This window comes from Deltaproteobacteria bacterium, from assembly GCA_005879535.1.
Taxonomy (GTDB): Bacteria; Myxococcota; Myxococcia; order Myxococcales; family 40CM-4-68-19; genus 40CM-4-68-19.
The window spans coordinates 201715-213294 of the sequence record VBKI01000064.1; the positions used below are offsets into that span (position 1 = coordinate 201715).

13 protein-coding genes, 5 tRNA genes, 1 other RNA gene and 1 pseudogene are annotated in these 11580 nt (G+C 67.4%); 4 read left to right on the plus strand and 16 right to left on the minus strand.

Going from position 1 to position 11580, the window contains the following annotated elements; genetic code table 11:
• Nucleotides 1-3: 3 nt before the first annotated feature.
• Nucleotides 4-1482: a right-handed parallel beta-helix repeat-containing protein gene (locus tag E6J58_12320; protein ID TMB37392.1), complete on the minus strand. Its 1479-nt coding sequence runs from the start codon at nt 1480-1482 to the stop codon at nt 4-6.
• Between the two features lie 226 nt (nt 1483-1708).
• Nucleotides 1709-2131 (minus strand): hypothetical protein, encoded by a 423-nt coding sequence (locus E6J58_12325; protein ID TMB37393.1) that lies wholly within the window; start codon nt 2129-2131, stop codon nt 1709-1711.
• A gap of 149 nt (nt 2132-2280) precedes the next feature.
• Here E6J58_12325 and E6J58_12330 point away from each other — a divergent pair, with 149 nt between their 5' ends.
• Together E6J58_12330 and E6J58_12335 are read left to right on the plus strand one after the other, a co-directional pair.
• Nucleotides 2281-3285, plus strand: coding sequence for a HAMP domain-containing histidine kinase (locus E6J58_12330; protein TMB37394.1), 1005 nt, complete (start codon nt 2281-2283; stop codon nt 3283-3285).
• A 4-nt stretch (nt 3286-3289) separates the two neighbouring features.
• On the plus strand, nt 3290-3778 hold the full coding sequence (locus tag E6J58_12335; GenBank protein ID TMB37395.1) for a response regulator: 489 nt from the start codon (nt 3290-3292) through the stop codon (nt 3776-3778).
• Nucleotides 3779-3804: 26 nt separating this feature from the next.
• Here E6J58_12335 and E6J58_12340 read toward each other — a convergent pair whose 3' ends face one another.
• The 12 genes from E6J58_12340 to E6J58_12395 form a co-directional block, all read right to left on the minus strand.
• Nucleotides 3805-4392 carry a gliding-motility protein MglA gene (locus E6J58_12340; protein TMB37396.1) on the minus strand — a complete coding sequence of 196 codons (588 nt, stop codon included), beginning with the start codon at nt 4390-4392 and terminating at the stop codon, nt 3805-3807.
• 17 nt (nt 4393-4409) lie between these two features.
• Nucleotides 4410-4889, minus strand: coding sequence for a roadblock/LC7 domain-containing protein (locus E6J58_12345; GenBank protein ID TMB37397.1), 480 nt, complete (start codon nt 4887-4889; stop codon nt 4410-4412).
• A gap of 137 nt (nt 4890-5026) precedes the next feature.
• A complete protein-coding gene (gene recR / locus E6J58_12350) occupies nt 5027-5614 on the minus strand; it encodes a recombination protein RecR (protein TMB37398.1) in 588 nt (195 codons plus the stop codon).
• Nucleotides 5611-5943, minus strand: coding sequence for a YbaB/EbfC family nucleoid-associated protein (locus E6J58_12355; GenBank protein ID TMB37399.1), 333 nt, complete (start codon nt 5941-5943; stop codon nt 5611-5613). Before E6J58_12355 ends, recR begins: the two co-directional genes overlap by 4 nt.
• A 5-nt stretch (nt 5944-5948) precedes the next feature.
• Complete coding sequence (dnaX, locus tag E6J58_12360; protein ID TMB37400.1) at nt 5949-7646, minus strand: DNA polymerase III subunit gamma/tau; 1698 nt, start codon at nt 7644-7646, stop codon at nt 5949-5951.
• Between the two features lie 54 nt (nt 7647-7700).
• Nucleotides 7701-7794, minus strand: an RNA gene (gene ffs / locus E6J58_12365) — signal recognition particle sRNA small type.
• A gap of 100 nt (nt 7795-7894) precedes the next feature.
• Nucleotides 7895-7984, minus strand: a tRNA-Ser gene (locus tag E6J58_12370).
• A 29-nt stretch (nt 7985-8013) separates the two neighbouring features.
• Nucleotides 8014-8101, minus strand: a tRNA-Ser gene (locus E6J58_12375).
• A gap of 8 nt (nt 8102-8109) precedes the next feature.
• Nucleotides 8110-8541, minus strand: coding sequence for a nucleoside deaminase (locus E6J58_12380; GenBank protein ID TMB37418.1), 432 nt, complete (start codon nt 8539-8541; stop codon nt 8110-8112).
• Nucleotides 8542-8610: 69 nt separating this feature from the next.
• Complete coding sequence (locus E6J58_12385; protein ID TMB37401.1) at nt 8611-9054, minus strand: response regulator; 444 nt, start codon at nt 9052-9054, stop codon at nt 8611-8613.
• 55 nt (nt 9055-9109) lie between these two features.
• A tRNA-Arg gene (locus E6J58_12390) sits at nt 9110-9186 on the minus strand.
• Between the two features lie 12 nt (nt 9187-9198).
• Nucleotides 9199-9291: transfer RNA gene (locus E6J58_12395), tRNA-Ser, on the minus strand.
• A gap of 159 nt (nt 9292-9450) precedes the next feature.
• On the opposite strand from E6J58_12395, the gene E6J58_12400 reads away from it, so the two are divergent.
• Nucleotides 9451-9527 (plus strand) — tRNA-Arg (locus tag E6J58_12400).
• A gap of 142 nt (nt 9528-9669) precedes the next feature.
• On the opposite strand, the pseudogene E6J58_12405 reads toward E6J58_12400, so the two are convergent.
• Nucleotides 9670-10113: pseudogene (locus tag E6J58_12405) on the minus strand (hypothetical protein).
• Nucleotides 10114-10390: 277 nt separating this feature from the next.
• On the opposite strand from E6J58_12405, the gene E6J58_12410 reads away from it, so the two are divergent.
• Complete coding sequence (locus tag E6J58_12410) at nt 10391-10969, plus strand: hypothetical protein (protein ID TMB37402.1); 579 nt, start codon at nt 10391-10393, stop codon at nt 10967-10969.
• 27 nt (nt 10970-10996) lie between these two features.
• Here E6J58_12410 and E6J58_12415 read toward each other — a convergent pair whose 3' ends face one another.
• Nucleotides 10997-11401: a hypothetical protein gene (locus E6J58_12415; GenBank protein ID TMB37403.1), complete on the minus strand. Its 405-nt coding sequence runs from the start codon at nt 11399-11401 to the stop codon at nt 10997-10999.
• Nucleotides 11402-11580 lie beyond the last annotated feature (179 nt).

Consider the following 11580-nt stretch of genomic DNA (forward strand, 5'->3'; position numbering starts at 1 on the left):
TCTTTACGGCGTGTTCGGGCAGGTGCGCTGGCGCAGCGGGCCGCCCAGGGCGCGGTTCCCCTCGCCGATCTCGGCCTTGCCGGAAAGACCGCTCCCGCATCCGGCGTCGATGTCGAGCCGCAGGTTGCCGCCGAAGCGATTCCGCGTCAGCGTGGCCCGGGCCTGCTCGCCGAGCTCGACGCCGGCCTTGTGGTTGCGATCGAAGGTGTTTCCGGTGGCGCTGCCGCGCGATCCGTCGAGGAGCAGCAGACCGGAGCGGCCGTTCCCGATGAAGGCGTTGCCGTTGAGCCGCACCTGCGACCGCAGGGCCGTCACCCCGCTGCCGGCGTTGCCCCGCATGACGTTCTGTTCGATGACGAGTCGCGAATCCACCGCATAGAAGGCGTCGCCCAAGTCCTTCTCCGCATCGAGCTTCGCTCCGGTGATGGTGTTGCCGCGCGCGGTGACCGCCGACTCGGTGACGTGGACGCCCATGGTTCCGGGATTCGACATCCGGTTGTCGACCAACAGCACGGGCTTCTTCCCGTCGGACCGGGTGATCGAGATGGCGGCGTCGGTCCCGCCGCGTGCGAGCGTGACGTTCTCCACGCTGCCGTGCGAGTTCACCATCGCCACGCCGGCGACGCTGTAGTCGGTCAGCTCACCCCCGATCACCGCCAGCTCGGCGCCGCGGAATCCGAGCACGGCGTACTCGCCGCGCCGGACGCGCGCGCTCTCCACGCGCAGATGCGAGCCGCCTGCGTAGAGCGTCGCTCCCCCGCGCCCTTCGTAGTCTCCGCGGACGACGCGCGCATCGGCGCCGCCCGTCGCCTGCAGCGCAGAGAGCGACGAGCCGCGCACCTCGACGTCCTCGAGAAGCCCCTTGGCGCCGTTCAACTGGATCGCCCTTCGCCCCGCGTCGTGGAACACGACACCGCGCGCCTCCAGGCTTCCTCCTTGCAGATCGATACCGCGGCCCTCGCGACCGCCGCTCACGTCCGAAACCGTGCTCGACGCAAGCTCGATCTCGGCACCGCGGCCCACCAGCGCGGCGTCGCTGCACCCGCGCAGCTCCACCTTCTGCAGCTTCACGGCCCCGCCGGTGAAGACGGCGCAGGTGGCCCCGCCCTCGATGGAGAGCCCGTGGATCTGCACGTGGTCCGCTGCACGCCCTTCCAGAGCCGTTGCCCGCGCGTCCACGGCGACCAGGCGCGTGCGCCCTGCCCCGCGCCCGAGCAGCACCACCGATCGCGTGATCACCAGCGTCTCGCGGTAGACGCCCGCGTCGATGCGCAAGAGAGCCCCGGCGGGAGCGGCGTTCAGGGCCGCCTGGAGCGAGGAAAACGGCCGCGCCTCGGATCCGTCCGCCGGAGCGGGCTGCGGCTGCGCCTGCTGGCGCACGAAAAGGACGGCGGGAGCGATCTCGCGCTGCTCGGCCCATGCTCCCCCGAGCTCACACGCCGCGCAGAGGGCGAACGCGACGGCGGCGAAGGATCGATCCACGAAGTTGCTCTCCCCGCGCGCGCCGCCGTAGCTACGACGTTGGTTCTATGTCCTCCACGCCGCGGGACGCAAATCCCGGTCCCGGTTCCGGAGCACCAACGCTCCGTAGCCGTCGCGAGTCAGGCAGATGACCGATGTAGTTCAACCGGTTGAACCGGTCGACGAGATGGCCGGCCTGCGCGCCGCGCTCGTGTTCCCCCTCTCTGCGCATTGCGTCATCCGGCCATCAGGCGTCGCCGCCCTTCGGCCCCGGCAAGAGCAGCGGGTCGGAGCGCACTGCCGTCCGGCGCTCGCCCGTCCCGTGCCGGCGGACCAGCTCGTCCGCGCTGACGCCGAGCATCGCGCAGGCGCGCGCCACGAATGCCTTCGCGTGGAAGAAATGCAGCCGCTCGCCGACGAACGCCGCGATCAGCACGCCGCGGCACTCCGGCAGGTGCGCGCCGATCGATTCGAGATGGTAGACGAGCTTCGGAAGCAGGTCGTTCGCGAACGCGCCGAAGCCCGAGAGGATGATCTCGTACGATCGCAGCGATGGCGACGCTTCGTCGTCGCCGTCGGGACGGCGGGCGCGGGCAATGGCCACGTTGGCGTCGCGGGCTGCGGCCTCGCTGAAGGCGTCCTGCAAGAGCTCGCGGATCTTCTCGTCCATCGAATCGAACGTACCCCATCGCGCCGGCCGCGCGAACCCATCGTACACTGTCCGGTACCGCCCAACGGGGACGGCAGCCGATTCATTTTGCGGTGAACGAGTCACTACCTCGAACCTTCCTGTTCGAAGACCGCGGCCGGGAGCATCGGATGGACCGAGTGCGCGAGGCCCTCGCGCGGCATCGAGGCGAACTGCTCGACCGCTGGAACCGGCAGCTTCGCGCGGCCGCCGAGGCCGGATTCCCGCTCGATTCAGGTACCGCGGAAGTGCTGCCGCGGCTGCTCGAGGTGGCCGACCGGACGCTGCAGCGCCGGTTCCGACCCATCCTTCCCGGTACGCCATCGCCCGATGCCGAGGCCGGCCGCGCGGCGCTGCAGTGCGGTCTCGTCGGTGGATTCGTCTTCGATGCGGCGCTCGAGAAGATCCCGGAGATGAGCGCCGCCGAGCAGCGGCTGCTCGCGGATGCCCTCGCCCAGGCCGCGGTGGAAACGCTGGTGCAAGCAGCCCTCCAGCGCGAGTGCGATCGCAGGCGCCGCGACACCGCGCGCCTCGCCCGGCTCGCTCACGAGCTGCGCAATTCCGTCACCGCCGCCCGGCTCGCGCTCGACCTGTTGCGGCGCCGCGGCGCGGTGCCGGATTCGCGGCCCGGACGCCTTTTGGAGAGGAGTCTTTCCAGATTGCGCGACGGGATCGAGGACACCCTGCTCGACGAGGTGCTCTCGGCGGGCGGATTGCGCGCCGCCAACGTCCGGCTCGGGCCGCTCCTCGCGGAGGCGGGCTCCGCGGCCGTCGCGCTCGGCGCCAGCGAGAAGAAGGTGAACGTCATCGTGGTGAAGCCGCTCGGCGGCCTCAGCGTCCGCGCCGATCCCCGCGTCGTGCGACCCGCCGTCCGCGGCCTGTTGCGCGCCGCGCTCCGGGTCGCCCGGACGGGCACCACCATCCGCGTAGGCGCCGAGGTGGCGCGCGAGAAAGCCCGCGTTGCAGTGTCAGTGGACGGCTGCTGCAGGCTGCCGGGCAACCGCCTCCCCGATCTGCCCATCCTGGCGCTGGCGCGCAGGGTGGCGAAGCTTCACGGGGGATTTCTCAGCACGCGCGTTTCGCGGTCGAACGCCTGTGAGTTCAGGTTGGCGTTGCCCCGGGTACAGCAACATTGAAGCAATGGGTAGCCCCTTGCCCCGCAACTGCACCCTGCGCAGCTTGAAAACTCAGCACGCGGACCGGGAGGGAGGTGCTTTGGAAGCGAAGTCCCGCATCATCGCCATATTCAATACCAATCCGGAGGTACTCGAGCTCGTGCGGGAGTCGCTCCAGCAGGCCGGGTTCCAGGCGGTCATCGCGCACATCGACGACCTGAAGCGCGGCCGCCTCGACATGATCCAGTTCGTCGAGGAGCACAAGCCCGACGTGATCGTCTACGACGTCGCCCCGCCGTACGACACCAACTGGACGTTCCTGCGCCTGATGCGGAACTCCAAGGTCATGCAGGGTCGCGCCTTCGTGGTCACCACCACCAACAAGCGCGCGCTGGAAGAGCTGATCGGCCCGGCCGACGTCGTCGAGCTGCTCTGCAAACCGTACGATCTGCAGCAGATCGTCGACGCCTGCACGGCCGCGTTCGAGAAGCAGGTCAAGGCGAAGACAGCGTAGCTCGAGGAGCATGCCGGCCAGGCCGGCTACGTCCCCTTCTTGAGCTCCGTCAGGATCAGCTTGGCGATGGCCTTCAGCGTCTCGTAGACGCCGTCTCCCTTCGGAGCCACGGCCTCGAAGGACGGAACACCCTTCGGGTTGAGCAGGTCCTGCAGCTCTTCCAGCGGCGCGGCGTTGGGCAGGTCGCGCTTGTTGTACTGGACGACGTACGGGATGCGGTCGAGGTCGTAGCCCTGCTCCGCCAGGTTGGTGCGCAGGTTCTCCACCGATTCCACGTTCGCCTCGGTGCGCTCGACCTGCGAGTCGGCGACGAACACCACCCCGTCGACGCCCTTGAGGATCAGCTTGCGGGAAGCGTCGTAGAATACCTGGCCCGGCACGGTGTAGAGATGGAAGCGGGTCTTGAACCCGCGGATCTCGCCCAGCGAAAGCGGCAGGAAGTCGAAAAACAGCGTCCGCTCCGTCTCGGTGGCGAGGGAGATCATCTTCCCCTTCGCCTGCTGGTTGGTGTTCGCATAGATGTACTGAAGATTCGTCGTCTTCCCGCAAAGGCCGGGACCGTAATAGACGATCTTGCAGTTGATCTCGCGCGAACTGTAGTTGATGAAGCTCATTCCGGCGACGCCTTCCCTTACTCGCTGAAGAGGTTGTCGATGTCGTCGTCGGTGATTTCGGCGAACGGCGACCCCGCGCCGGGGACCTTTACCTTCTTCATCAATCCGTCGAAAATCTTGTTCAGCTCGTCGGAAGCTTTCTTCACCCGCAAGCGCACCAGGCCGAGCGAGGAGCGGGTGTCGAAGATCACCACCAGGATGACCCTCCCGCCGATGATGCTGATGTGCAGGTTGTCCTTTTCACCCTCGTGAAAGAGGATCGAGAACTCTTTCTCTCCGATCAGCTTCGCCAGGCCGCCGGTCGCGGCGATGTTGCCGGCCGTCAGCGAGGCGAGCGAAGTGGTGTCGAGGTTCTCGGTGGCTCCGACGGAGGCGATGAGCTGGCCGTTCTTGTCGACGAGAAAGACGATCTTGGCGTTGGCCTCGCGAGCCAGCCGCTCGCAGACCGCGCTGATCTGCTGGAACTCCTCGTCGTACATCACCATCTGCGGCTGCATTCGCGAGACCTCTTCCTGAGTTGGGAGTCGCTTGCGCGGACGCTAACAGAGCCTTGGGGTCCGGTCCAGGAACTCACGGGGCACGGATCCGCCTACATTTCGCGATGTTGGCGCGCAAAACCCGATTTCGCTGGCATTCAAATTTCGCGCCTGCCCTGCAGGGCGCGGGCGAGCGTCACCTGGTCGGCGTACTCGAGGTCGCCGCCCATGGGAATGCCCTGGGCGATGCGCGTGACGCGCACGCCGAGCGGCTTTATCAGCCGCGTGATGTACAGCGCCGTCGCCTCTCCTTCGACGGTCGGATCGGTGGCGACGATGACTTCCTCGACTCCGTGATGGAGGCGCGCGATCAGCTCTTTGAGCTTCAGCTGGTCGGGTCCCACGCCGTCGAGCGGCGAAAGGGCGCCGTGGAGGACGTGGTATCGGCCGCGGAACTCGCGCGTCCGCTCGACGGCGAGCAGATCGGGCACCGTCTCCACCACGCAGATCATCTTGCCGTCGCGCTGGGTGTCGCGGCAGATCGCGCAGGGATCCTGCGCGGTGAGATTGCAGCAGGTGGAGCAGAGCCGCACCTCCTCGCGCAGCGCCAGCAGCGCCTCCGCCAGCTCGCGCGCGTACTCGGGCGCGCTCTTCAGCACGTGAAAGGCGAGCCGCTGCGCCGTCTTCTCCCCGACGCCGGGAAGCTTCGCGAGCAGGACGGTGAGGCGCGCGATCGGATCGGTCACTTCGGAAAGCCCGGGATCATCCCGCCCAGGCCCGAGGCCATGCCCGAGAGCGGGTTCTCCGCGGCGGCCGCTTCGTGCGCGGCCTTGAGGGCGGAGTTCACCGCCGCGACCACCAGGTCCTCGAGCATCGGGACGTCGCGCGGATCGACGGCCTGCTTGTCGATTTGCACCCTCTGGATCTCGCCCTTGCCGTTGGCGGTGACGACAACCATGCCGCCGCCCGCCGTCCCGGTGACGGTCTTCTGCGCCAGCCGATCCTGCGCCTCCCGCATCTGTTCCTGGAGCTGCTGGGCCTGCTGGAAGAGCGCGTCCAAGTCGAAGCCGGCCATCGTCTCTACTCCTCTCCCAGATCGCGAACGTCTTCGATCTCGCCGCCGAGGACCTCGACCGCGGCGCGCACCGCCGGGTGCTCGCGGGCGAGCGCAATCCGCCCTTCGGATGCCGCTGCCCGCTGCTTCTGTTTCTGCTCCGCGACCGAATCGTCCGCGGGTGCATCCTGCTCGACGATCTGAAGGGGCGCGCGGAACCCCAGCGCCTTCTCGAAAGCACCCTCCACCGCCGCGCGCGCTTCCTGGACGATGGCGGCCTGCCCCGACCCTTTGCGGAAAGCGACCTGCACCGCCGAGCGATCGATCTTCACCGGGATCGCGTGCTCGAGGGCGGCGGCAGCGCCCGGTTTGCGCGCGGCGCGGACGGAGTCGAGCAGCAATCGCCAGCGAGCGTTGAGATCCAGCGGACGTTCCGCAGCGGGCTCCGCCTCCGGTTCGGGGTCGGCGGCGGGCGGCGGGGTCGGGGCGGCGCGCAGCGGTGCCGCATCGGGGGCGAGGACCCTCGCGCCCCAACCCGGCGGTGCCTTCCGCGGCTCGGCGGGTTTCGCCACCGGCGTGTCCGTTCCGAGCGCCTCGATCCTGGCAACCAGATCCGGGAGCGATCCGGCCGGCGCGAGGTGCACGGCCCGCAGCAGCGCGACTTCGAGCGCGTGGCGCGGGTTCGACGCCTTGGCGATTTCGTCTTCCGCCAGCTGCAGGAGCTCGAAGACGCGCGCGAGCTGCGCAGGATCGTGCTCCGCCGCCTGCTGCGCGAAAGCGCGGATTTCGTGATCGGGAAGGTCCTGTTTCACTCCCGCGAGCGAAGCGAGCACCAGGTTGCGGGCATGCGACGCGAGCTCCTCGCCGAGGCGCTTCATGTCGGCGCCCTGCTCCCAGGCGCGCGCGACGCCGGCCAGCGCCGCCGATGCATCCCTCGCGAGCACGCCTTTGACGATGTCGCGCACCGCGGACGTGTCGAGAGCGCCGAGCGTCTCCGCGGCCTCGCCGTCGCCGATCTCCCCGGCGGCGGGATCGTGAGCGGAGAAGAGCTGGTCGAGCAGCGAGAGGGCGTCGCGCATCGACCCCTGCGCCTGGCGCGCGACCAGCGTGAGAGCGCCGTCGGACACCTGGACCTTCTCCGCCTCGGCGATCTCGCGGAGGCGCGCGACGATCTTCCCCAGCGGCACCAGCTGGATGTTGTGGCGCTGTACGCGGGAGAGGATCGTCGCCGGCAGCTTCTGCGGGTCCGTGGTGGCGAGCAGGAACTTGATGTGGCCGGGCGGCTCCTCGAGCGTCTTGAGCAGCGCGTTGAACGCCGCGCCCGAGAGCATGTGCACTTCGTCGACGATGTAGATCTTGTAGCGGTCGCGCGCAGGCACGTACTTCGCCGCCTCGCGGAGCGCCCGCACGTCGTCGACGCCGTTGTTCGACGCGGCGTCGATCTCCTGGACATCGACGTCCGTCCCGGCCGCGATGTCGACGCACGGCCCGCAGACGCCGCACGGTTCGGAAGTGGGTCCTTTCTCGCAGTTCAGCGCTCGCGCCAGGATCCGCGCCGACGTGGTCTTGCCGCATCCGCGCGGACCGGTGAAGAGGAACGCGTGCGCGACCCGGCCGGTCTTGAGCGCGTTGACCAGGGTGCGGACCACGTGCTCCTGGCCCGTCAGGTCCTGGAAGCGCTGCGGCCGGTATTTGCGGGCAAGGACGAGGTACGGGGTGGTCATCGGCGGCGGGCCCCGCGGGTTCGAGGAACGGCTGCGCTCCGTGTGCCCCAGGCGCTCGACCGGAGACCGGGCACACGGCTAAAGACGCTACCGTTGCTCCCTTCCGGGCCTGGCGGGTTCACGACCCGCCGTCGCCCGATCCCCGGTCCAGCGCCCAGGGGACGTGGACTGGACCGTCTACCACGAATCAGTGGCGATTCGAGGGGCGGAACGTAGCAGCCAGCCAGACGTCCCGCAACGCGATGAAGTGGCGGAGAGCGAGGGATTCGAACCCCCGATACCCTTGCGGGTACTCCTGATTTCGAATCAGGTGCCTTCAGCCGCTCGGCCAGCTCTCCTGAACAGGCGCTTCATAACATCACAACGTTGGCGGAGAGGGTGGGATTCGAACCCACGATACGTTGCCGTATACACGCTTTCCAAGCGTGCGCCTTCGGCCGCTCGGCCACCTCTCCAGTCGTTCCTATTTCCTCCGCTCGCGGAAGAACTCCCGCAGCATCGCGCCGCACTCTTCCGCGAGGACGCCGCTAGTCACCGCGACACGGTGGTTGAGACGCGCGTCGCGAACGATGTCGAAGAGCGTGTCCACCGCGCCCGCCTTGGGATCCGCGACGCCGTAAACGAGGCGGTCGACGCGCGCGTTGACGAGGGCGCCGGCGCACATCGGGCACGGCTCGAGGGTCGCGTACATGGTCGATCCGGTGAGCCGCCAGCGACCGAGCGTCCGTGCGGCCTCCTGCAGGGCGAGGATCTCGGCGTGCCCCGTGGGGTCGCGCAGGCGTTCGCGCGCATTGCGTCCTCGGCCCGCGATCTGTCCCTCGACCACGAGCACCGCGCCGATGGGCACTTCGCCCTCCGCGGCTGCACGCCGCGCCTCGGCGAGCGCTTCCGCCATGAAGGTTTCGTCCATGATTGCCAAAGAGCGGGGCGCGGGGTGTAGCACTTCGTCCCCACGCCCGCAATGTCAGGCGGCGGCCGCCTTCTCGACTGCGGCGATCAGCCTGTCCATGTTTACCGGCTTGCGCAGGATGTCCACGGCGCCCGCCAGGTCCTCCGCCTGGTACCCGCGATTCGCGCTCACCACCACGACCGGGATGGATCTCCACTCAGGCCGCATCCTGAGCGCGTTGAGAACGTCGAAGCCGTTGAGCACGGGCATCATCAGATCGAGAAGGATCACCGAGGGCCGCAGGCCGAACTCGAGGCGGTCGAGCGCGTCGCGCCCGTCCGCGGCGGAGTGGACGTCGTAGCCCTCATAGCGCAGACACTCCCCAAGCGCGTCGCGGATGTCGGGATCGTCGTCGACGATCAGGATGTCGCCTCTGGTTGCCGACGTCACGACGCCCTCCTTACATCGTTCACGGCCGCGCGTCTCGTTTTCCGTGCCGTCTAGTGCAGAATTTTGCAGTACGTACTGACACGATCCTCCTCAGTATTCCCGGGCCAGCCTGGGTTCCCGGGGTTGGCGGGCCCTGCAGGATTCGAACCTGCGGCCTTCGGATTCGTAGTCCGACGCTCTATCCAACTGAGCTAAGGGCCCCATCGCCCGCTGTGGCGGAGAGGGAGGGATTCGAACCCTCGATACAGCTTTGGGCCGTATACTGGTTTAGCAAACCAGCGCCTTGAGCCTCTCGGCCACCTCTCCCGAAACTCCTCGCAACCCTGCGCCTCCCCGAGGCGACCGCGCCGCGGAAGCGCAGGGTTCTAGATCGCATGATGCTGGGCGTCAAGGCGGGTTTGCCCTGATGGCCGCGTCGAGCCAGCGCTTGACGCGTCGGTGCGGCGGCGGCACAAGCAGGTGCACGCGCCTGTAGCTCAGCTGGATAGAGCAGCGGCCTTCGAAGCCGCGGGCCGCAGGTTCGACTCCTGCCAGGCGCGCCAACTGAACTACTCGGGAATCAGGGCCTTCTTGAAGCTGCCCCCGAGCCGGATCGACGGGCTCGGGAGGGGCTTGCAGCACTAATGCAGCAAAAGTTTCGAGCTTCGGCAGCCGATCGATCTGCGCGTGCAGGTAGCCGGGTACCAGATGCGCGTAGGTCTCGAAGGTGATCTTCGGGTCGCTGTGCCGGAGGATCCACGCGACGGCGTAGAGGTCGACGTCCGCCGCCAGTAGCAGCGTCGCGGTCGTGTGCCGCGTGTCGTGCAGGCGGAACTTGCGCGGAAGTGCCTTGGCCCGGAGAAGGATCCCGCAGCTCGGGCACCGACGACCCGCTTGCAGTCGGCGTGCTTCTCCTCGTGCGCCGTGCCGTTGCGCTTGCAGCGGCGGCAGAGGTGTACTACCACCGCGGCCGGCTGCAGCACCTGCGACACGCGCCCAAGCGCCCGCAGGTCCAGCCAACTGGGTCAAAGCCGCCCCGTACCGCCCACCTCCGTCCCCGCGGCCAGGCCTCGAAACCGGCCCCGCGCTCTGCGAGGCCGAAGAGAGACTGCGGCGCGGCTGGGTCTCCGTCCGCGGCGAGCAGCTCATTCGTCTAGAAGCGGAGATGGAAAATCTGTTGGGCGTGTTTCAGCAGACCCAAGAAGCCCTCGCAAAACACGTCCGCCGCGACGCGATCCCGATGTTGCCTGAGGAAGTTGTGTCCGTCCTGCGTATCTTTTCCGCTTACGCCCGGCGCGCAGGATCGGAACTCGCGCACTACGCCCTCAAGGCGGCAGAGTAAGCTAGGAAGCCATTCGCTGCTCGTGAAGAAACCGACGCGGAGGAGAAAGTGAATCGCCGGACGTTGCCTCGATCGCTTCTCTTGATGCTAGCCGGCATCGCGTTGCCCGCTCATGCCGACGTGGGCGTTCCGATGCTCGCCGTGATGTGGCCTCCCGCATGGCTGTTGCTCCTTGCCATCGTCCCTGCCGAGGGGTACTTCGCGCGGCGGATTCTTTCGCTTGACTGGCGCAGTGCTCTCGGACTGTCCCTTCGAGCGAACCTCGTCTCCACCCTGGTGGGCATACCATTGACATGGTTCGTGCTTCTTCTGGTGGAGTTCGGAACTGGGTACGCGGTCTACCTCCTGAAAGTCGACGAGGCCAGTGTTCCCTCTGCGGTTCAGCGAGCAGTGGCCATTACAGTCCTCGCACCATGGCTCGGACCTGGTGACGGGCTGAGCGCGTGGATCGTTCCCGCAGCGGCAGCCTACCTATGCATCCCGTTCTTCTTCGCGTCCGTGCTCATCGAGAATCGGGTTGCCCTGCGGCGCTTGGGCCCGCTTGAGACTCCTCGAGTGCGCAAGTGGAGTTGGTACGCAAACGGATTCTCGTACTCGATCATCTTCGCTTGCCTCGTTGCCTGGGCAATCGGCAGCGCTTTGTCTAAGCATGGGGCGAGTTGAGCCAGAGGCTGGACCTATCGCGTACCTCTAGCCTTCGGTCTTCTGGGCGGCTTGGCTATTCGTAGCCAGGTCGAAATAGTGGATCAGCATTCGGTCCTTCCGGCCCGCGAACAGGAGTCGGATTCCAAAGCCAAAGAACAGTCCGGCAATGATCATGCCTTGGGAGAACAAGAGGCCGCTACGAAACCCCACGGCGTACGCGATGGGCGCCGACTGATCAGGAGTCTCGGATCGAGCCGAGCGCTGAATGTCGGAGACGCTGTTCGCAATCTGTACCGCCTTGCTTTTCATCCAGGCTTCGCCCCAGACATGGAAGCCAACGAAGGCGAGACCAAGGACGATGAAGGTGAGCCCCCCCAACCGTCGAAAGCGCTCGGTTCGCCGGAGTGCGTGCACAACGTCGCGGTCGGACTTTTTCTTGAAGAAGTTCATTCTGTCGCGTGACCAGTGGCGGGCCGGCGCATTGGCGCTTCAATTTAGCACGGCAGGTGGTCCGGTTCGCCCTATTCCCCCTTTAGGTGTCCTGGAGTTCTGTTCCCGCACGGAGCCGCTCGAGGTATGCCGCGTAGCTGAACGTGCGATCGCGACGACGGCCGGTGGTCTCCTGCACG